This window comes from Caballeronia catudaia, assembly GCF_001544755.2.
GTDB lineage: Bacteria > Pseudomonadota > Gammaproteobacteria > Burkholderiales > Burkholderiaceae > Caballeronia > Caballeronia catudaia.
The window spans coordinates 82,582-101,731 of sequence record NZ_FCOF02000012.1 but is presented as its reverse complement, the minus strand read 5'-3'; the positions used below and the strand labels follow the sequence as shown (position 1 = coordinate 101,731).

The following is a 19,150-nucleotide window of genomic DNA, read 5'->3' as shown; positions in this document are numbered from 1 at the left end:
GCGAATAAATGGAGTTTATTCGCCACACGCATATTCGTCAAATTTGACACGCAGCAGATTATCTCCGTAACAAATAAAACGCGTTTATTCGTGACAGAGATAATGCCCGATACTTAGTTCGGCCCCAGTTCCCCATCCCTCAAGCGCCAGAGCAACAGAGGATTGTCGTCCGCCAGCGCTTCCGGCAGCAGCGCCGCCGGCAAATCCTGATAGCACACCGGCCGCAGAAACCGCTCGATCGCCATCGCGCCGACCGATGTCGATCGGCTATCCGACGTCGCGGGAAAAGGCCCGCCGTGCACCATCGCGTAGGACACTTCGACGCCCGTCGGAAAGCCGTTCGCCAGAATCCGCCCCGCCTTGCGTTCGAGCACCGGCAAGAGCCGCCGCGCAAGCTCGATATCGCCCTTTTCCATTAGCAGCGTCGCGGTGAGCTGACCTTCGAGATGACGCGCGACCGAGATCATTTCGTCTTCGTCGCGGCAGATGACGATCACCGATGTCGGCCCGAAAATCTCGCCCGACAGTTGCGGCTTCGCCAGAAACTCCTCCGCGTTCACGCGATACAGCACCGGCAGTGCGCCGCTCGCCGCTTCGCCCCTCACGCCGGTCGCGATATTGCGCGCGCCCGACGCGTCGCGTTCCTTGATCCCGCTCGCATACGCCCCGGCGATCTGCGACGTGAGCATCGTCTGCGTTTCCTTCTTCATGATCGCGGTGGCGGCGAGATCGATGAAGTCATCGAGATCCGGGCCCGCCAATGCGATGACGAGCCCCGGATTCGTGCAGAACTGGCCGACGCCGAGCGTCACCGAATCGATGAAGGCCACCGCGAGCGTATCGCCGCGCGCTTCGAGCGCGCCCGGCAGCGCGAACACCGGATTGACGCTGCTCATCTCGGCGAACACGGGAATCGGCACGGGCCGCTTCGCGGCGATATCGACGAGCGCGAGGCCGCCGCGCCGCGATCCCGTGAAGCCGACCGACTGAATCGCCGGATGCGCGACGAGCGCCTCGCCGATCGCGTTGCCTTCGCCGACGACCAGCGAAAACACGCCCTCGGGCAGGCCGCTGTCCGCTACCGCCTTTTGCACCGCGCGCCCGACGAGCTCGGACGTGCCCAGATGCGCCGGATGCGATTTCACGACGACGGGACAGCCCGCCGCGAACGCGGACGCGGTATCGCCGCCCGCCACCGAAAACGCCAGCGGAAAGTTGCTCGCCCCGAACACCGCGACCGGCCCGACGGGAATCTTTTGCAAACGCAGGTCGGGACGCGGCAGCGGTTTCCTGTCCGGCTGCGCGGAATCGAGCGTGGCCGCGAGCCATCGGCCTTCGCGCACGAGCGACGCGAACAGGCGCAACTGCCCCACCGTGCGGGCCCGCTCGCCTTCGAGACGCGCCTTCGGCAGCGCGGATTCGGCCATCGCGCGTTCGATCAGCGCGTCGCCGAGCGCGATGATGTTGTCCGCGATCGCCTCCAGAAACTGCGCGCGGGTTTCGAGCGGCGCGTGGCGGTAGTCGTCGAACGCGGCCTCGGCCAGCTCGCACGCGCGCGCCACTTCCGCCGCGCCACCGCCGCCGAATGCAGGCTCGAGATCGGCGTTGCGGGCGGGGTCGAACGCACGGAGCGTGGCGTCGGCGCCCCGCACGGCCGATGCGCCGATCAGCATTTCTCCGGTGATCTTCATGTCAGCTCCTCATTTCTGTGGGCGGTGAAAGACGCGCGCGGCGCGGCCGTTCGTCAATCCGAGTGACCCGCGGCCCGCGCAAGCGTTCCGCGCGAACGCCGCGGGCCGCCGTCGAAGGCGGTGAAGCAAGCGCGATGCACGGTCGGGATCGGGGTGAACCCGTGGGGCGAAGGCAGACGCGCAAGCGGTCGGCGCCGCGACGCAAAAAACTATAGTCGGGGCGAACCGCTTATCAAAGGCGCCGCGCTCAGGACTTCGGCACGGGCGTCGCCGGCTTGCGGAACGTGATGTGCGCGATGCGCCTCACCAGCAGCGCCGCCACGAGCGCCGCGACGGCCGTCAGCATCACGCCGATGTGGATCGACTGCACGAGCGCGTCGCGCGCCGCGTCGAGGAGCGCGGGCGCATCGAGACCGGCCGCGGAGAGTTCGCCGAGCGTGCGGTCGCGCAACGCTTCATCGACGAGAATGCGCGGGTCCGACAGGCGCGGCAGCCATTGCGCCGACACCGGCGCGCCGAGCACGCTGACCGTGCGCCCGACGACGCTAGCGTAATGATGCGCGACGATCGTCCCGACGATACTCGTGCCCATCATCCCGCCGACCATGCGCGTCGACTGCAGCAGCGCCGTCGTGATGCCGAAGCGCTCGCGGCCCGCGATCTCCTGTCCGAAGATGTTCATGTTGTTGAGGATGAAGCCGAGGCCGATGCCGGTCGCGCCCATCGGAATCGCAATCCACAGGTGCGGCGTCGAGACGCGCGCGAACGACAGCGCGACGGACGCGAGCAGCAGCAGCGTGAAGCCGATCGACAGAATGTTCACCGGCTTCTTCATGTGAATGACGATGCGCGTGTTGATGAAACTGCCGAGCGCGATGCACGCCGCGATCGGCGTCGCGAGCAGGCCCGCGTCCTGCGGCGAAAGCCCGAAGCCGCCTTGCAGCAGCAGCGGCGCGAAGAAGATCAGCGAGAACATCACGAAACCCGCGAGGAACGACAGCGTGAAGAGCGTGTTCATCTGCGCATCGCGAAAAATGTCGAGCGGGAGGATCGGATGCGTCGCGCGCCGCTCGCAGATCAGGAGCGCCGCCGCGCACACCGCCACGCCAAAGCCAAGCGCGATGTTCGCCGTCGTGAGTCCGTCCTGCGGCAGCGCTTCGATCAGCGCCTGAAAGCCGCCGAGCACCAGCGCGACGAGCGCCGCGCCCGTCCAGTCGATCTTCACGCCGCCTTCGCGCGGCCGGTGCAGGTTCGGCAGATGCAGCCAGATGAAGTAAAGCGCCGCCGCGCCCACCGGCAGATTGACGAGGAAGGTCGAGCGCCAGCCCCAGTGCTGACTCATCCAGCCGCCGAGCGACGGCCCCGCCGCCGTGCCGATACCGTACGCCGCCGCGAGCACGACCTGCCAGCGCACGCGCGTGCGCGGATCGGGGAACAGATCGGGAATCGACGCGAACGCGGTGCCGACCATCATGCCGCCGCCGACGCCCTGCAAGCCGCGCGCGAGCACGAGGAACAGCATGCTCGGCGCGAGCCCGCACAACACCGACGCGGCCGTGAACGTGATCACCGCCGCGATCACGAAGCGCTTGCGCCCGAAGTAATCGCCAAGCCGCCCGAACACCGGCACCGTGACGACCGACGCCAGCAGATACGCGCTCGCGATCCACGCGTAAAACTCGAAACCGTGCAATTCCGCGACGATCGACGGCAGCGCGGTGCTGACCACCGTCTGATCGAGCGCGACGAGCATGTTGACGAGACCGATGCCGAGCATCGCGTAAAGAGCGGTTCTGAACGGTAAGGCGTGCGGCGTCTGAGTCACGGTCGGGCAGGCAGGCTGGAGAAGTGCTAAAAAGAACTCGCGCGGACGCTATTTAAGCAAGCGCTGATGTCGAGAACCACGAATTGTACGGCTTGAATTTGCGCTGGATCGACTTATCGCAAAAAAGCCGCGCCGCGGCGCGATGCCCGCGCCCTATCATGCGAAGACATTTGAGACAGCGCGCCGCCTTTCAATCGATCGTTTCACGGGGACACACCTCATGTTCAAACGCATTCTCGTCGCCATCGACGGCAGCCGGACTTCCGAGCGCGCGTTCGCGGCCGCGCTCGATCTCGCCGTCACGCATCAGGCGATCGTGCAGCCCTATTACGTCGTCGACGCCGGACCGATGTATCTCGACGTGCCAGGCTACGATCCCTCGTCGCTGCATTCGAGCCTGATGGAGCAAGGCGCGACGCTCGCCCGCGACGCCGCCGGTCAGATGAAGGCGCGCGGCGTCAGCGGCGAAGTCGTGACCGTCGAAGCCACCGCCAGCGACGATGTCGCAACGCTCATCATCAAGGCGGCGGACGCGTTCAATGCCGATCTGCTCATCATGGGCACGCACGGCCGCAAAGGCTTTCAGCGGCTCATTCTGGGCAGCGTGGCCGAGCGGTGTCTGCGTCAGGCGACGCTGCCGGTGCTGCTGATTCCATCGGCTTCGGGAGCGCCGCCCGAAAAATCAACCGATTAAGGTAAAAAAGTTTGACGGATCCCCCGGCTGCGTCAATTTATGACGCAGCCGGGGTTGTGGCCTATGGGACAATCGTTTTGTCATTCATCAACAAACGAAGCCCAAAAATGACCGCCACGTCTGACATTTCTCGCGCGCGACGCAGTTCGGCTTCGGCGCACTGCTCGACCTGCGCGATGCGGCATCTCTGCATGCCCGAAGGCCTGTGCGCGAACGACATCGCGAAGCTGGAGAACATCATCTCCGCCACGCGCAGGGTCAAGCGCGGCGAAACGCTCTTTCGAACCGGCGACCGCTTCGATTCGCTGTTCGCGGTGCGCTCCGGGTCGATCAAGACGGTCGTCACGCATGACGGCGGACGCGAGCAGGTCACGGGCCTGCTGCTCGCGGGCGATGCGCTCGGCTTCGAAGGCATCGAGGAAGGCGTGCACACGTGCGACGCCATCGCGCTGGAAGACAGTTCCGTGTGCGTCGTGCCCTACACGCTCTTCGAGCGCATGTGCCGCGAAACGGACGCGCTGCAAAGACGCCTGCATCGCATGATGAGCCACGCGATGAACCGTGAGGTGAATCATGTCGTGCGGCTCGGCCTGCTGCGCGCGGACGAACGCGTCGCGCGGCTGTTGCTGGATCTGTCGTCGCGGCTGTCGCGGCGCGGCTATGCATCGTCCGAGTTCACGCTGCGCATGACGCGCGACGACATGGGCAGCTATCTGGGCATGACGCTCGAAACCGTGAGCCGCACGCTGTCGCGCTTCGACAAGGCGGGGCTCATCGAGGCGCAGGGCAAGTTCATCCGCATCCGCGACTTCGAAGCCCTGCGCGCCGTCTGACGGAACGTCGCGAGCGATTATTGCGCCCTCGCGAATAATCGCCGCCCATATTTCGGTTGGCACGCGCTTCGCTACGGATTAGTCTCTTGTGTTCGGCCAAAGCTGACGTTTCGGCTTGCTTTGGCCGCATGCGAAGCCATTGGCCAGCCACGGAGATTGGGCGACATGAACCGCGAACCTTCCCTGCGTCATCCGCTGCTCGAGCGCCTTGCCGAAGCGCGCCGCGTCACGGACGAGCTCTTTGACGTCGTCAAGCGCGAGCATCTTTACGACCGGCCGATCGCCGAACGGCATCGCGTCGTGTTTTATATCGGGCATCTCGAAGCCTTCGACCGCAATCTGCTCGACCAGCGGCTCTTCGACCTGCCGAGCCCGAATCCCGCCTACGACCAGCTTTTCGCGTTTGGCATCGATCCGGTGGACGGCGGGCTGCCGACCGATCAGCCTTCCGACTGGCCGTCGCTCGATGAGATACGCGCGTACCGGGACACAGTTCGCACCGACATCGACGCGCACTTCGATCCGATCAAGATTGCCGCCGCGCCCCTTTCCACCGACGAATCGCCTGCGAAGCTGCTCGAAGTCGCGATCGAGCATCGAGTGATGCATGCCGAAACGCTCGCGTACATGCTGCATCAATTGCCAGCCGATAGAAAAATTGCACCATCGGATGCGCTTTTGGAGCGCGCGTCGGATCGCGAGGTCCGGCATGAAACGGTGCACGTGCCCGCTGGCAGTGCGACGCTCGGCCTGACGCGCGAGAGCGGTCTGTTCGGCTGGGACAACGAATTCGGCGAGGAGCGCATCGAAGTGCCCGCGTTCGAGATCGACCGCTATATGGTCACGAATGGCGATTATTTGCGCTTCATCGACGCGGGCGGCTACTGGAACGCCGCGTATTGGGATGACGCGGATTGGGCGTGGAAGGAAGAAGAGCGCATCGCGCATCCGGCGTTCTGGATTCCCGTCGACGGTGACGACGGACAAGGCGCATGGCGACTGCGCACGATGTTCGACGAGATCGGGCTGCCGCTCGACTGGCCCGTGTACGTGAGTCATGCGGAAGCGAAGGCGTATGCGCGCTGGGCGGGCAAGTCGCTGCCGACGGAAGCGCAATGGCAGCGCGCGGCGCACGGCACGCCGCCGGTCGCAGAAGGCAATTTCGATTTCCGCCGATGGGACCCGTCGCCGGTGCAGGCGCATCCGGAGAATCGCAGCGCGTTCGGCGTCGAAGGACAGTTCGGCAACGGCTGGGAATGGACGTCGACGGCATTCGGCCCGTTGCAAGGATTCGAGCCGTTTCCGTTCTATCCAGGTTATTCGGCGAATTTCTTCGATGGCAAGCACTTCGTCATCAAGGGCGGTTCGCCGCGCACCGCGGCCTGCATGTTGCGGCCGAGTTTCCGCAACTGGTTCCAGGCGCACTATCAGTATGTGTACGCGGGATTTCGGTGCGTGAGCGGTTAAAAAGCGACGAAAGACCCCGACAAGCTCACGCCAGATCTAGCGCATGGAGAAATTCGGTGGGCCTCGGCGTGAGTTTTCCGCTCGCCCAACTGAAACTTTCCACGAATCAATTCGTTGTTCTTATAGAGATTGATAAGCAGTTGTTTGGCGGCTTCGCCCGGATGATGCGGCCTGTCGGCAAGCCACTTCTCCATGCGCAGGAAATTGAGCAGCTTCTTCCTGTCGTCGAACGTGTCGAGCAGCCCGACGTTGTATTTCGACAACGTGGCGCCCGGCGTCATCTGCGAAAAGACATAACCTGTCAGCTCACCCGGAAGATTGCCTGAAAAACGCCTGTTGCAGCGTGTTCCATCCATCGGCCCAGCTTCCGTTTTGCCTGACTCATTCGAACACCACCACCTGGCGAATCGCCTTGCCCTCGTGCAGCAGATCGAAACCGCGATTGATTTCGTCGAGACGCAAGCGCCCGGTCAGCAGCTTGTCCACCGGCAGACGCCCCTGCTTGTACAGCTCGATGTAGCGCGGGATATCGCGTGAAGGCACACAGGTTCCGATGTAACTGCCTTTGACGGTGCGCTCTTCGGCAACCAGGCTCACGGCGGGCAGCGGCCAACGCGCGGTCGACGGCGGCAAGCCCGCGGTAACGGTCGAACCGCCACGGCGCGTGATGCTGTATGCCAGATCCAGCGCACGGATCGAGCCCGCGAACTCGAAGGCGAATTCAACGCCGCCCGAGCTCAGCGCACGGATGTGCTCGACTGCATCTTCGCGCGAGGCGTTGACCGTGTGGGTGGCCCCGAGCGTTCGCGCCTGCTCGAGCTTCGCATCCGAAAGATCGACCGCAATGATCTGTCTGGCGCCCGCAGCTTGTGCGCCGATGAGCGCAGCGAGCCCGACGCCGCCCAGTCCGATGACGGCCACGGACGCACCCACGCGCACCTGCGCCGTGTTGACCACCGCGCCCACGCCAGTGAGCACCGCGCAGCCGAAGAGCGCTGCTTCATCGAGCGGCACCGTGGGATCGATCTTGATCACGGAGCGGCGCGACACCGTCGCGTACTCGGCGAAGACCGAGCAGCCGAGGTGATGGTTGATCGCGTCGCCCTTCAGACTAAGACGCCGGGCGCCGGAGAGCAGCGTGCCCGCGCCGTTTGCCGCCGCGCCCGGCTCGCACAAAGCCGGCCGCCCTTCGGCGCATGGCGCGCAATGACCGCAACTCGGCACGAAGACCACGACGACATGGTCTCCAACCTGGAGATCGGTGACGCCCGCGCCAAGCTGCTCGACGACGCCCGCTGCTTCGTGACCGAGCGCCATCGGCATCGGGCGGGGCCGATCGCCGTTGATGACCGACAGGTCCGAGTGACACAAACCCGCGGCGGCGATCTTGATGAGCACTTCATCTGCGCCAGGCGGCGCCAGCTCGATGTCCTCGATGGACAGCGGGCGTGATTCGGCATACGGCGCTGCCGCGCCCATCGATTGAAGAACGGCTGCCTTGATCCTCATTGCGTCACCTCTTCCATGACTCGATTCTTGAACTCTTCGACGAGCACGCGATTGTTCTCGGTATAGTCGACCCGCACCACGACCAATTGCACGCCGCCTTCGCGGTAAGCTGCGTCGAGCGCGGGCACGAGACCCTCCGCGTGAACATCAAGAAGGATGGAAACGACGATCGGCGGATCGTCGTCTTACGACAGTGCTTCCATTGAGCGCAACCGTCGCTTCAAGACACAAAGGCTTCCGTTTCGATACGTCGACCGAGCAGGAACGCGTCAGCGACAAGACGCAAAGGCCGCACGTCGACATCATGCGAGTGCTCACCGATAAGCGCGTGAAAGCGCTCGTACAAGGCACGGTACTCCCGCTCTGGTTGGAGCGACACCGGCTCGCCGGAGATAATCAGACGCTTTCCCCCTTCGCGAATGGATAGCAATCCTGCATCCGTTTCGACGTCAATGTCCCACTGCTCGACGGGACCGTGACGCCAGTCGAATTCCGCGATCACAGGGGCGCCATTCGTATCGATGCAGTCGAGCTCGGCAGCAATCGGGGTATGCGCATTGCGCGGCACGACGAGCTGTGCTCCGCGCAAAATCACTTCGCCAGGCAGAATTTCAGTGACGATCGACAGCGCATTGATGCCGGGATCGAAAACGCCCAACCCTCCTGGCTCCCAGATCCATTGTTGTCCCGGATGCCAGCGTCGCACATCCTCTTTCCAGCTTATCCTTACCTCACGAACCTGCCGGCCGCTGAGCCATGAACGAGCCGGCGCAACGGCGCTGGCGTAGCGCGAATGCCAGGTCGCGAACAAGGTCCGGCCATTGGCGCGTGCGATCTCGTGCAGGGCATTCACCTCGCCAAGCGTTGCGCCCGGCGGCTTTTCCAGCATGACGTGCTTGCCCGCTTCGAGTGCTCTGCGTGCCAGCGCATATCGTCCCTGCGGCGGAGTACACAGGGAGACGGCATCGACGTCAGGTTCGGCATCCAGCAACGAATCGATGTCGCGATAATTGCGTACGTCCTGTACCTCCGCGTGCTGGCTCGCGCACGCGACAAGCTTAAAGCCGGAACTATTGGCGATAGCGGGCAAATGTTGATCCCGCGCGATCTTGCCAATGCCTATGACGGCAAGCGAAAACACTGAGGTCATGTCTGATTGTCTCGGAGATGATGTTGTCTGCTGTCAGGCCCAACGCAGGACCAGCGGATCGAGCCGTCTGGCAATGTCGATGAGCTCGGCCCGCGTTTCCGGATGCATCGCCGGCAGCGGGTGACGCGGACTTTCGCACGCGATGATCCCGCCTTCCTTCATCAGCGCCTTTGCCGTCAAAAGCCCCGCCTGACGGTTCTCGTGGTTTATCAGAGGCAGCCAGCGCTGATAATGTGCGAATGCTTCATCGCGCTTGCCTTCATGGAACGCGGTGAGAATCGGGCGAATACCATCCGGGAATCCGCCGCCCGTCATCGAACCTGTTGCACCGGCATTGAGATCCGCAAAGAGGGTAATTGCTTCTTCGCCATCCCACGGGCCTTCGACCGCATCGCCGCCGAGTCGAATGAGCTCGCGAAGCTTGGCCGCCGCACCGGGCGTCTCAATCTTGAAATACGACACCTGTTCGATTTCCCGCGCCATGCGCGCCAGGAACGTCGCGGAGAGCGCGGTTCCGCTCGCGGGCGCGTCCTGGATCATGACAGGGATCGTCACGGCATCCGACAGGCGCGCGTAGAACTCGAATATCTGCGTTTCCGGAACGCGGAACGTCGCGCCGTGATACGGCGGCATCACCATCACCATCGAGGCGCCCATCGACTGGGCCTTGCGACTGCGTTCGATGCAAGCGTCGGTGCTGTAATGGCTCGTCGTCACGATGACGGGGACAGCGCCCTTGACGTGTTCCAGAATCGAACGCGTCAGGAGTTCACGCTCCTCGTCCGCGAGAGCGAACTGCTCTGAAAAATTCGCGAGAATGCACAAGCCGTCCGAGCCAGCGCCGATCATGAAATCGACAGCCCGCTTCTGGCTGTCCAGATCGAGCGCGCCAGATTCAGTGAAGGTGGTCGGCACCACAGGGAAAATACCGCGATAACGCGGCGTGCGTTGAGTAGTCATTGCGTGAGATCCGACAAGGTCTGTATTGATTGTTGATTCGGATAACGTAAGTTCTCTAATGCGAATGGCGCGGCACCGCAGCACCACGGCAACCTACGAGGAAGTCGAGGTCACATCCTTCGTCCGCCTGCAAGACATGATCGACGTAGAGCCGCGCGTAACCGCCATCGCCATGCACACGCGGCGGCTGATGGTCGCTCATACGGCGCGCGAGTTCTTCGTCGCTGATGTCGAGATGCAGCGTGCCCGCGTCGCAATCGAGTTCGATCCAGTCGCCGTCGCGCACGGCGGCAAGCGGCCCGCCCGCCGCCGCTTCGGGCGCGACGTGCAGCACCACCGTGCCATACGCGGTGCCGCTCATGCGTGCGTCGGAAATGCGCACCATGTCTTTCACGCCCTGACGCAGAAGCTTCGGCGGCAGGCCCATGTTGCCTACTTCCGCCATGCCCGGATAACCCTTCGGGCCGCAGTTCTTCAACACGAGCACGGAGTCCTTGGTCACATCGAGCGATTCATCGACGATGCGTTCCTTGTAGTGCTCCAGGTTCTCGAACACGACCGCGCGCCCGCGATGCTTCAGCAACTCCGGACTCGCCGCCGATGGTTTCAGCACCGCGCCGCGCGGCGAGAGATTGCCGCGCAGCACGCGGATGCCGCCATCGTCGATCAAAGGATTGTCGAGCTGCCGAATCACTTCGTCGTTCGTGTTCGGCGCGGTCTTCACGTTCTCCCACAGCGACTTGCCGTTGACGGTGAGCGCATCGGGATGCGGCAGCAGATTCGCTTCCCCGAGACGGCGCAGCACGGCCGGCAAACCGCCCGCGTAATAGAACTCTTCCATCAGAAAACGGCCCGAAGGCATCAGATCGACGATGGTCGGCGTGTCACGTCCGATGCGCGTCCAGTCCTCCAGTTCCAACGGCACGCCGATGCGTCCCGCGATCGCCTTCAGATGGATCACCGCATTGGTCGAGCCGCCGATCGCGGCGTTCGTGCGGATCGCGTTTTCGAAGGCTTCACGCGTGAGGATCCTGGAGAGCGTCAAGCCTTCGAGCGCCATCACCACGATGCGAATGCCCGACATATGCGCGAGCACGTAACGGCGCGCATCGACGGCGGGAATCGCGGCGTTGTGCGGCAGCGACGTGCCGAGCGCTTCGGCCATGCACGCCATCGTCGATGCCGTGCCCATCGTGTTGCAGGTGCCTGCCGATCGCGACATGCCCGCTTCCGCCGACAGAAACTGATGCAGATCGATCTCACCCGCCTTCAGCGATTCGTGCAGTTGCCACACCGCCGTGCCCGAGCCGATGTTCTTGCCGTCGAGCTTGCCGTTCAGCATCGGGCCGCCCGTGACGACGATCGCGGGCACGTCGCAGCTTGCCGCGCCCATCAGCAGCGCGGGCGTCGTCTTGTCGCAGCCGGTGAGCAGCACGACCGCGTCGATGGGATTGCCGCGAATGGCTTCTTCAACGTCCATCGCGGCGAGATTGCGCGTGAGCATCGCCGTCGGGCGCAGATTCGATTCGCCGTTCGAGAACACAGGAAACTCGACGGGAAAGCCGCCCGCCTCGTACACGCCACGCTTCACGTGCTCGGCGATCTTGCGGAAGTGCGCGTTGCACGGCGTCAGTTCGGACCATGTATTGCAAATGCCGATGACCGGCCGGCCGTCGAATTCGTGATCGGGAATGCCCTGATTTTTCATCCAGCTTCTATACATGAAGCCATTCTTGTCATTGGTGCCGAACCATTGAGCGGAACGGAGCGTGCGTTTTTTGTCAGACATGGATGTTCTCGAGAATAAAGGCAAGATTCGCGGGAAAGATTAGCCGCGCCCGGACATATTGGTCCAATCACTTATTCGGCGCTCCCGATACCAGGATCGATATACGGGAAAACGCGCATCTGGTCACTCGCTCAATTCTCCCTCCGGCACGCCATAGACTTCGGCGGCGGCATCGCGCAATGCTTGCAACACAACGGACGCCGCCGGCGACAGCGCATGGTCCTGTCGCGTGATGATCCCGAATGCGTCCATCCCGCAAGACAATTCGACCGCGAGACGCCTCAAGGTTCCGAAGCGCTCATACTGCCGCGCGACTTCATCCGGCACGACGGCGAGCATGTCGCTTTGCAGCAGCAAGCTAGAGATCGCAAGGAAGTTATTGGTATTGACGACGTTTTGCGGCGGATTCAGCCCAAGCTCGGCGAAAGCCATATCGATACGATGACGCAGCACACTGCCAGGCGGATGCAAGACCCATTCCGCATTCACGATGTCGCGCATGGTCAGCTCCGCGGTGTCTTCGAGCGGATGTCCCGGCCGCGCGACCACGCAAAGCGGCTCATCGGCGATCGGTGCGTATTGCACCGAATCTTTCAATTGCCCATGTTGTTCATGAACGCGGCCGATCATGACGTCGAGCTGACCTTGCGCCACGAGCGGCAGCATCACATCGGACGTCTCCACCTGTAACCAGATCTGCAGCAGAGGGTACTGCTCCTTCACGCGGCCAATGGCGAGCGGCACCATTCTGGCCGCCGCGGCCGCGATCACGCCAATACGCACCTGTCCTACCAGCCCGACACGCAGCGCGGCAATTTCCTCCTGGGCCTTGTTGAGATTCGACAGAACCATGCGCGCATGGCGGATCATCACTTCGCCGTACAGCGTCGCGTGCATGCCATGCGGCGTGCGATCGAAGAGCCGCACCTCCAGCACATCCTCGAGTTCTTTCAACAGTCGCGATGCGGCGGGCTGCGTCATGCCGAGCACATCGGCCGCGCGTCGCACGTTGCCTTCTTCCTCCATGGCGGCAAGCAACAACAACTGGCGCGTCTTGAGGCGCGCTCGCACAAACCAGTTCGAATATCCCTGTCCCAACGCTGCACTCCGGTTTTGTTTTTTCCGATCTGCTTCGACATACCCGCTTTGGTATCAATGCTGGCAAAAAAGTGATTGGAAAGGAATCGGGGGCTTCCTTAGAATCCGACCGTCGATCTATCTATGAGTCGGAAACGCGCCTCGACATGAAACGCGAATCGCATCTTCCTCTGGTACTGAAGCACTATGTGAACGGCGGCTGGACGACCAGCGCGACCACGGGTGTTTCCGTCAATCCGTCGGATCTGGATGAGCCCATTGGCGAATACGCGCGCGCCGACGCCCGGATGGTGGACGCGGCGGTCGATTCGGCGAGCGCCGCCTGGCGCGAATGGTCGCGGGCCGGCGCCGCGCGCCGTGCGCGCGCGCTCGATGCGATTGGCAGCGAACTGCATGCGCGTCGCGCGGAACTCGGTTGCCTTCTGGCGCGCGAACAGGGCAAGACCTTGCCCGAAGCAATCGATGAAGTCGTTCACGCCGGACAGGTCTTTCGCGCTTTCGCCGAAGAAGCCGTGCATCACTCGAGCGAACCGTTGGGCGTCGTCGCGGTGATCACGCCGTGGAGTTTTCCGCTGGCGATCCCCGCCGCAAAAATCGCCGCGGCGCTCAGCGCGGGCAATTGCGTGGTGTTCAAGCCGGCCGAACTCGTCTCGGGTTGTGCGTGGGCGCTCGCGGACATCATCGGCCGTTCCGGTCTGCCCGCCGGCGTATTCAACCTGGTGCTGGGTAGCGGACGCGTTGTCGGGGCGCGTCTGGTCGCCAATGAGATGGTTCGAGCGGTGAGTTTTACCGGATCGGTAACGACCGGGACGAGCGTCTTGCGAGCCAGTGCCGCGCGTCAGATAAAGGTCGATCTGGACACGGGAGGACATGGCGCGCTGATCGTCCTGAACGATGCGAACGTGAGCACGGCCGTCGATGCGGCTATCGAGGGCGCATACGGGCTCAATGGGCAGCGTCATGCGGCGTCGTCGAAGCTGATCGTCGAACAGGGAATCCGCCATGCGTTCATCGAGGCGATGCTTACCCGGCTTTCCGCGCTTCGCATCGATCATGCGTTGAAAACGGGAACCAATATCGGTCCCGTGTCCAACGACAGCCAGTTGCAGCGCAATCTCGATACGGTCGCGATGGCTATAAAGGAAGGCGCGGAGCTCATTCATGGCGGTCGCGCAATCGAGCGCGAGACGCGTGGGTATTTCATGGAGCCCGCGTTGCTTCTCGCCAAGCCCGAGATGCAAATCACTCGCGAAGATATCTTCGGACCGGTCGCGGTTGTTCTGGCGGCCGATGACTACGCCCACGCTTTGGATCTGGCGAACCGAACGGCATCGGGTCTTCCCGCGCCATGCGCCGGCCTCTGCACGACGTCGCTCAAGCATGCGCGGCATTTCCGTCGCCATAGCCATAGCCATAGCCATAGCCATAGCCATAGGATAACGGTCGATCGGCCGACCACCGTGACAGTCGGGGTCAGCCGCTGAATGCCGTCCCAGCTCAACACCGTTTCGCCAATCGCCACGCCTCTGTTGATGCAGCAGAGGCGGGCTCCCCAAGCAGTCATGCATCAACTAAAACGTGAGACACCAGGAGACGACATGAAATCGCTAAAACTAATCACCGCTACCCTCGCGCTGGCCCTTTGCGCCACTGCACCCTATGCCAACGCCGAGGACAAGGGCGTCGTAGGCATCTCGATGCCCACGAAATCGTCCTCGCGCTGGATTTCCGACGGGCAAAGCATGGTCGATGCTTTCAAGGCCAAAGGTTATCAGGCGGATCTCCAGTATGCGGAGGACGAAGTTCCGAACCAGATCGCCCAGATCGAGAACCTCATCACCAAGGGCGTGAAGATTCTCGTCGTCGCGCCGATCGACGGCACCACGCTCTCGAACACGCTGAGCAAGGCCCAGGCGCGCGGCATCAAGGTAATCTCTTACGACCGCCTGATTCGCGGCACCAAGGACGTCGACTACTATGCGACGTTCGATAACTTCGGCGTTGGCGCGATGATGGCCGACTCGGTGGTCAAGTCGCTCGACCTGAATAACCGGAAGACGCCCGCGAACGCCGAAATCTTCGCCGGCTCCGCTGACGATAACAATGCGCACGTCGTCTACGACGGCATGCTGTCGGTCATCAAGCCGTATATGGACAACGGCAAGCTCGTCGTGCGCAGCAAACAGCTCGCATTCGACAAGGTCGCGACTTTCCGCTGGGACGGCGCCACGGCTCAGGCTCGCATGGACAACCTTCTCTCCGCGTATTACGGCAATGCGCATGTGGACGCTGTGCTGTCGCCGTATGACGGTATCAGCGTCGGCATCATTTCGTCGCTCAAGGGAGTCGGCTATGGCACGGCGCAACAACCCATGCCGGTCATCACCGGACAGGACGCCGAAATCCCGAGCGTGAAAGCGATCATTCGCGGCGATCAGAAGACCACGGTTTTCAAGGACACCCGCGAACTGGCGAAAGCCACCGTCGAAATGGCCGACGCGGTGCTCAACAAAAAGACCGTCCCGGTCAATGACACGAAGACCTACAACAATGGCGTGAAGGTCGTTCCCACCTACCTGCTGAAACCCGTTCTGGTCGATAGCGGCAACTGGAAGACGACTCTCGTCGCGAGTGGCTATTACAAGGAAGCTCAACTGAAGTAAGACTCGGTTGCGTCGTCATCGCACAAGTTTGCGCGATACGAACGAGCTTCGAATGATTGGCCGGCAGGGCATCCCTCTGGATGCTCCTGTCAGCGTCCAACGCCACTGGCTAGAAGGTCATGGATACGATTCTGGAAATGCGTGGCATTCAGAAGAGCTTTGGCGGCGTCAAAGCTCTGAACAACGTGAATCTATCGGTCCGCCAAGGCCAGATTCACGCGATTTGCGGAGAAAACGGCGCCGGCAAATCGACGCTCATGAAAATCCTGAGCGGGGTTTATCCGCATGGGACTTATGAGGGAAAAGTCGTGTATCGCGGAGAGGAGCGCAAATTCGCCGGCATTCACGATAGCGAACGCGCGGGCATCATCATCATTCATCAGGAACTGGCGCTCGTGCCGATGCTCTCCATCACCGAGAACATTTTCCTCGGCAATGAACAGGCAAAGGGCGGCGTGATCGACTGGGAGTCATCCTACGCGAGGACCCGACAACTGCTTGCGAAAGTCGGCCTCAGCGATTCGCCCGATACCCCGGTCGTTACGCTCGGCATCGGCAAACAGCAACTGGTCGAGATTGCCAAAGCGTTGTCCAAGGAAGTCAAGCTCCTGATTCTCGACGAACCGACCGCGAGCCTCAACGAGAAGGATAGCGACACGCTGCTTACTCTTCTGATGGAGCTGCGCGAGCGAGGCGTGACCGCCATCATCATCTCGCACAAGTTGAATGAAATCTCGCGGGTGGCCGACTCCATTACCGTCATTCGCGATGGCTCGACCGTCGACGAACTCGACTGCAAGGCGCAAGCGATCAGCGAAGACCGCATCATCAAGGCGATGGTCGGACGCGAGATGAACGACCGCTATCCACCGCGAACTCCGCAGATCGGCGAGACGATGTTCGAGGTCAGCGATTGGAGAGTGCGTCATCCGAGTCAGACGGATCGCATCGTCATCAAGGGCGTGAACTTCCATGCGAAACGCGGCGAAGTCGTCGGCATAGCCGGGCTGATGGGTTCCGGACGCACCGAGCTCGCCATGAGCGTATTCGGCCGTTCCTATGGCAAGAGTATTTCAGGCTCTGTCAGGTTGAACGGAAGAGAAGTCGACGTCTCCACGGTGCCGAAAGCGATAAAGCACGGACTTGCGTACGTGACCGAGGACCGCAAGGGCGCAGGGTTGATTCTGGACGACAACATCAAGCAGAACATCTCGCTTGCCAATCTCAAGGCGATCTCCCGCTTTACCGTCGTCGACGAGCATAAGGAAAACGCGATTGCATTGGACTACAAGCAAAAGCTGCGCATCCGGTGCCACGATATCCGTCAGAAAGTGGGCAATCTCTCCGGCGGCAACCAGCAAAAAGTCGTGTTGAGCAAGTGGCTGTATTCGGCACCCGAGGTGCTCATCCTGGACGAACCTACGCGCGGCATCGATGTGGGGGCGAAGTACGAAATCTACACGATCATCAATCAGGCGGCCAATGACGGCAAATGCGTCGTCATGATTTCTTCCGAGATGCCCGAATTGCTGGGCATGTGCGACCGAATTTACGTCATGAACGAGGGCTGCATCGTCGGCGAAATGCCAGGCGCCGAAGCGAGTCAGGAAAAAATCATGCGTGCCATCATGAGAAACGGAGCCAACTGAAATGCGCGAGACTCTTCCAACTTCCGTGACCCCTGAAACGAAGGGCCGAAATACGGAATACACCCAATCGATCAAGCGCGGACTGCGCGAGTATGGCCTCGTCGTTTCGCTGGTCATCATCATGGGATTCTTTCAGGTGTCCACGAACGGCACCTTGATGCAGCCGCTGAACCTGACCAACCTGGTTCTTCAGAATAGCTATATCGTCATCATGGCGCTCGGCATGTTGATGGTGATCGTAGCCGGCCAGATCGACCTGTCGGTTGGTTCGACATCGGGATTCATCGGCGCGCTCGCGGCATTGCTGATGGTTCAGTGGAACGTCAATCCCGTTCTCGGAACGCTCATCTGCGTGGCCGCAGGCGCATTGATCGGCGCGGCACAAGGCTATTTCGTCGCGTTCTGGCGGATGCCGTCGTTTATCGTGACCCTCGCGGGCATGCTCGTGTTCCGCGGACTCACCATCACCTTGCTGCAAGGCCAATCGATCGGGCCCTTCCCCGACGTGTTCGCCATTGTCAGTTCCGGCTTCATCCCGGATTTCTTCAACGGCCAGAACCTTCGAATTACTTCGCTTCTGCTCGGCCTTCTCGTTGGTCTTGCATTCTTCTATATCGAGTCGCGTCAACGGAGCAAGGCGGCGAAGCACGGAGTCGACAGCGGATCGTTTGCGATGTTCATCGTCAAGAACGTCGTGCTTACCGCTTTCATCGTTTATTTCAGTTACTTGCTGGCGTCGTATCGGGGCATGCCTACGGTACTCATCATCATGGGTGTTCTCATCGGTGCATACACCTTCGTGATGAACCGAACGACGATTGGCCGGCGCATCTATGCAGTAGGCGGCAACGTGAAGGCGGCGAAGCTCTCCGGCGTCAACACGGAGCGTATCTCGTTCTATGCCTTCGTGAATATGGGCGTCCTGGCCGCGCTCGCCGGTCTCATCTTCGCCGCCCGTCTCAACAGCGCGACGCCGAAAGCCGGCACGGGTTTCGAGCTGGATGTCATTGCCGCATGCTTCATTGGCGGAGCATCTGCATCGGGCGGCGTCGGGAAAGTGATGGGCGCGGTGATCGGCGCATTCATCATGGGCGTGATGAACAACGGGATGTCGATCATGGGTATCGGCATCGACTACCAACAGGTGATCAAGGGATTGGTTCTGTTGGCGGCTGTCTTCATCGATGTCTATAACAAGAACAAGATCGGCTGACGAACTCCGCGCTTGGCGACTCGATTGGAACTGTCAGTACGTCCTTTGGCACGAGAAACGATGGGAGACGAGAATGTCATCGACTTACAGCGGAATGCTAGACAGTCTGAGTGTCACGGATCGCAGGTTGCTGGCCGATGCGTTAGGCGCGCTCCTCAGAGAGCGGTCGTGTGCGTTGCAAATTGCGGTGGAAGTCGCATCGACCAAGGGGCATCGCACGCCAAGCGTGGATGACTTCGGCTTGCCGAACATCCTTCGAATGACCCGGCTGTTCACGCAGCCGGAGCCGACACTCGACCTGCGAGAGGCCTGATAGCGAGTACTTTAGATCGATCGTCTTTAATGACGATCGATCAAAAAACGTGCTGCCCTCTCAGGCCAATTGATAGGTTGTCCAGAGCGAGTTCAGCCGGCTTGAATACGACAGCGTTGCTAAAGCGGCCATCAGTCTGCCGACAGACCATCACGCCTGCTTCAAATCGCCGATCATCCATTCGAGACACAACGATGCAAGATCGTCAAGGCTGCGTCCCGCAAGGGTCAGCACCTGAAGGCGGCGCTGCGTAAGGAGCGGGTTGTCGAACGGAATCGCCTTCATGCGGTCCACGC

18 protein-coding genes are annotated in these 19,150 nt (G+C 61.7%); 8 read left to right on the top strand and 10 right to left on the bottom strand.

Annotated elements, in window-relative coordinates; all coding sequences use genetic code 11:
- Window positions 1-113: 113 nt before the first annotated feature.
- Together AWB75_RS15575 and AWB75_RS15570 are read right to left on the bottom strand one after the other, a co-directional pair.
- Entirely contained in the window at window positions 114-1,691 is a 1,578-nt protein-coding gene (locus AWB75_RS15575) for an aldehyde dehydrogenase (NADP(+)) (protein ID WP_061124980.1), read from the bottom strand.
- A gap of 247 nt (window positions 1,692-1,938) precedes the next feature.
- Complete coding sequence (locus AWB75_RS15570) at window positions 1,939-3,468, bottom strand: MFS transporter (RefSeq protein ID WP_061124979.1); 1,530 nt, start codon at window positions 3,466-3,468, stop codon at window positions 1,939-1,941.
- 268 nt (window positions 3,469-3,736) lie between these two features.
- Here AWB75_RS15570 and AWB75_RS15565 point away from each other — a divergent pair, with 268 nt between their 5' ends.
- The 3 genes from AWB75_RS15565 to AWB75_RS15555 all read left to right on the top strand — a co-directional run bounded on the left by AWB75_RS15565 (window position 3,737) and on the right by AWB75_RS15555 (window position 6,510).
- Window positions 3,737-4,210, top strand: coding sequence for a universal stress protein (locus AWB75_RS15565; RefSeq protein WP_061124978.1), 474 nt, complete (start codon window positions 3,737-3,739; stop codon window positions 4,208-4,210).
- 107 nt (window positions 4,211-4,317) lie between these two features.
- Entirely contained in the window at window positions 4,318-5,043 is a 726-nt protein-coding gene (locus tag AWB75_RS15560; protein WP_087086639.1) for a helix-turn-helix domain-containing protein, read from the top strand.
- 165 nt (window positions 5,044-5,208) lie between these two features.
- Entirely contained in the window at window positions 5,209-6,510 is a 1,302-nt protein-coding gene (locus AWB75_RS15555) for an SUMF1/EgtB/PvdO family nonheme iron enzyme (protein WP_061125055.1), read from the top strand.
- Here AWB75_RS15555 and AWB75_RS15550 read toward each other — a convergent pair.
- The 7 genes from AWB75_RS15550 to AWB75_RS15525 form a co-directional block, all read right to left on the bottom strand.
- A complete protein-coding gene (locus AWB75_RS15550; RefSeq protein ID WP_143746441.1) occupies window positions 6,507-6,866 on the bottom strand; it encodes a hypothetical protein in 360 nt (119 codons plus the stop codon). The genes AWB75_RS15555 and AWB75_RS15550 overlap by 4 nt on opposite strands.
- 25 nt (window positions 6,867-6,891) lie before the next feature.
- The gene (locus tag AWB75_RS15545) at window positions 6,892-8,019 is read right to left on the bottom strand and encodes a zinc-dependent alcohol dehydrogenase family protein (protein WP_061124975.1); all 1,128 of its coding nucleotides are present in this window, start codon (window positions 8,017-8,019) and stop codon (window positions 6,892-6,894) included.
- A complete protein-coding gene (locus AWB75_RS39160; RefSeq protein ID WP_268807833.1) occupies window positions 8,016-8,147 on the bottom strand; it encodes a hypothetical protein in 132 nt (43 codons plus the stop codon). Before AWB75_RS39160 ends, AWB75_RS15545 begins: the two co-directional genes overlap by 4 nt.
- A 92-nt stretch (window positions 8,148-8,239) precedes the next feature.
- Window positions 8,240-9,169, bottom strand: coding sequence for a Gfo/Idh/MocA family protein (locus AWB75_RS15540; RefSeq protein WP_061124974.1), 930 nt, complete (start codon window positions 9,167-9,169; stop codon window positions 8,240-8,242).
- 33 nt (window positions 9,170-9,202) lie between these two features.
- A complete protein-coding gene (locus tag AWB75_RS15535) occupies window positions 9,203-10,129 on the bottom strand; it encodes a dihydrodipicolinate synthase family protein (protein ID WP_061124973.1) in 927 nt (308 codons plus the stop codon).
- Window positions 10,130-10,184: 55 nt separating this feature from the next.
- Complete coding sequence (locus tag AWB75_RS15530) at window positions 10,185-11,918, bottom strand: IlvD/Edd family dehydratase (protein ID WP_061124972.1); 1,734 nt, start codon at window positions 11,916-11,918, stop codon at window positions 10,185-10,187.
- A gap of 123 nt (window positions 11,919-12,041) precedes the next feature.
- Window positions 12,042-13,016: a LysR family transcriptional regulator gene (locus AWB75_RS15525; protein ID WP_061124971.1), complete on the bottom strand. Its 975-nt coding sequence runs from the start codon at window positions 13,014-13,016 to the stop codon at window positions 12,042-12,044.
- A gap of 146 nt (window positions 13,017-13,162) precedes the next feature.
- On the opposite strand from AWB75_RS15525, the gene AWB75_RS15520 reads away from it, so the two are divergent.
- The 5 genes from AWB75_RS15520 (at window position 13,163) to AWB75_RS15500 (ending at window position 18,854) form a co-directional block, all read left to right on the top strand.
- Entirely contained in the window at window positions 13,163-14,500 is a 1,338-nt protein-coding gene (locus AWB75_RS15520) for an aldehyde dehydrogenase family protein (protein ID WP_061124970.1), read from the top strand.
- A gap of 114 nt (window positions 14,501-14,614) precedes the next feature.
- Window positions 14,615-15,679, top strand: coding sequence for a multiple monosaccharide ABC transporter substrate-binding protein (chvE, locus tag AWB75_RS15515; RefSeq protein WP_061124969.1), 1,065 nt, complete (start codon window positions 14,615-14,617; stop codon window positions 15,677-15,679).
- A 119-nt stretch (window positions 15,680-15,798) separates the two neighbouring features.
- The gene (gene mmsA, locus AWB75_RS15510; RefSeq protein ID WP_061124968.1) at window positions 15,799-17,328 is read left to right on the top strand and encodes a multiple monosaccharide ABC transporter ATP-binding protein; all 1,530 of its coding nucleotides are present in this window, start codon (window positions 15,799-15,801) and stop codon (window positions 17,326-17,328) included.
- A gap of 1 nt (window position 17,329) precedes the next feature.
- A complete protein-coding gene (gene mmsB, locus AWB75_RS15505) occupies window positions 17,330-18,541 on the top strand; it encodes a multiple monosaccharide ABC transporter permease (RefSeq protein ID WP_061124967.1) in 1,212 nt (403 codons plus the stop codon).
- A 73-nt stretch (window positions 18,542-18,614) separates the two neighbouring features.
- Window positions 18,615-18,854: a hypothetical protein gene (locus AWB75_RS15500; protein WP_087086638.1), complete on the top strand. Its 240-nt coding sequence runs from the start codon at window positions 18,615-18,617 to the stop codon at window positions 18,852-18,854.
- Between the two features lie 150 nt (window positions 18,855-19,004).
- Here AWB75_RS15500 and AWB75_RS36625 read toward each other — a convergent pair whose 3' ends face one another.
- Window positions 19,005-19,148, bottom strand: a complete 144-nt coding sequence (locus tag AWB75_RS36625) for a hypothetical protein (protein WP_235012115.1) — start codon at window positions 19,146-19,148, stop codon at window positions 19,005-19,007.
- Window positions 19,149-19,150: the final 2 nt, after the last annotated feature.

Bases quoted from the DNA above. Each gene is read 5' to 3' on its own strand.
- AWB75_RS15540 (WP_061124974.1), bottom strand. From the start codon at position 9,169: ATGACCTCAGTGTTTTCGCTTGCCGTCATAGGCATTGGCAAGATCGCG.
- AWB75_RS15535 (WP_061124973.1), bottom strand. From the start codon at position 10,129: ATGACTACTCAACGCACGCCGCGTTATCGCGGTATTTTCCCTGTGGTG.
- mmsB (WP_061124967.1), top strand. From the start codon at position 17,330: ATGCGCGAGACTCTTCCAACTTCCGTGACCCCTGAAACGAAGGGCCGA.
- AWB75_RS15555 (WP_061125055.1), top strand. From the start codon at position 5,209: ATGAACCGCGAACCTTCCCTGCGTCATCCGCTGCTCGAGCGCCTTGCC.
- AWB75_RS15565 (WP_061124978.1), top strand. From the start codon at position 3,737: ATGTTCAAACGCATTCTCGTCGCCATCGACGGCAGCCGGACTTCCGAG.
- mmsA (WP_061124968.1), top strand. From the start codon at position 15,799: ATGGATACGATTCTGGAAATGCGTGGCATTCAGAAGAGCTTTGGCGGC.
- AWB75_RS15575 (WP_061124980.1), bottom strand. From the start codon at position 1,691: ATGAAGATCACCGGAGAAATGCTGATCGGCGCATCGGCCGTGCGGGGC.
- AWB75_RS15520 (WP_061124970.1), top strand. From the start codon at position 13,163: ATGAAACGCGAATCGCATCTTCCTCTGGTACTGAAGCACTATGTGAAC.
- AWB75_RS15530 (WP_061124972.1), bottom strand. From the start codon at position 11,918: ATGTCTGACAAAAAACGCACGCTCCGTTCCGCTCAATGGTTCGGCACC.
- AWB75_RS15545 (WP_061124975.1), bottom strand. From the start codon at position 8,019: ATGAGGATCAAGGCAGCCGTTCTTCAATCGATGGGCGCGGCAGCGCCG.
- AWB75_RS15560 (WP_087086639.1), top strand. From the start codon at position 4,318: ATGACCGCCACGTCTGACATTTCTCGCGCGCGACGCAGTTCGGCTTCG.
- AWB75_RS15550 (WP_143746441.1), bottom strand. From the start codon at position 6,866: ATGGATGGAACACGCTGCAACAGGCGTTTTTCAGGCAATCTTCCGGGT.
- AWB75_RS15500 (WP_087086638.1), top strand. From the start codon at position 18,615: ATGTCATCGACTTACAGCGGAATGCTAGACAGTCTGAGTGTCACGGAT.
- AWB75_RS15570 (WP_061124979.1), bottom strand. From the start codon at position 3,468: ATGCTCGGCATCGGTCTCGTCAACATGCTCGTCGCGCTCGATCAGACG.
- chvE (WP_061124969.1), top strand. From the start codon at position 14,615: ATGAAATCGCTAAAACTAATCACCGCTACCCTCGCGCTGGCCCTTTGC.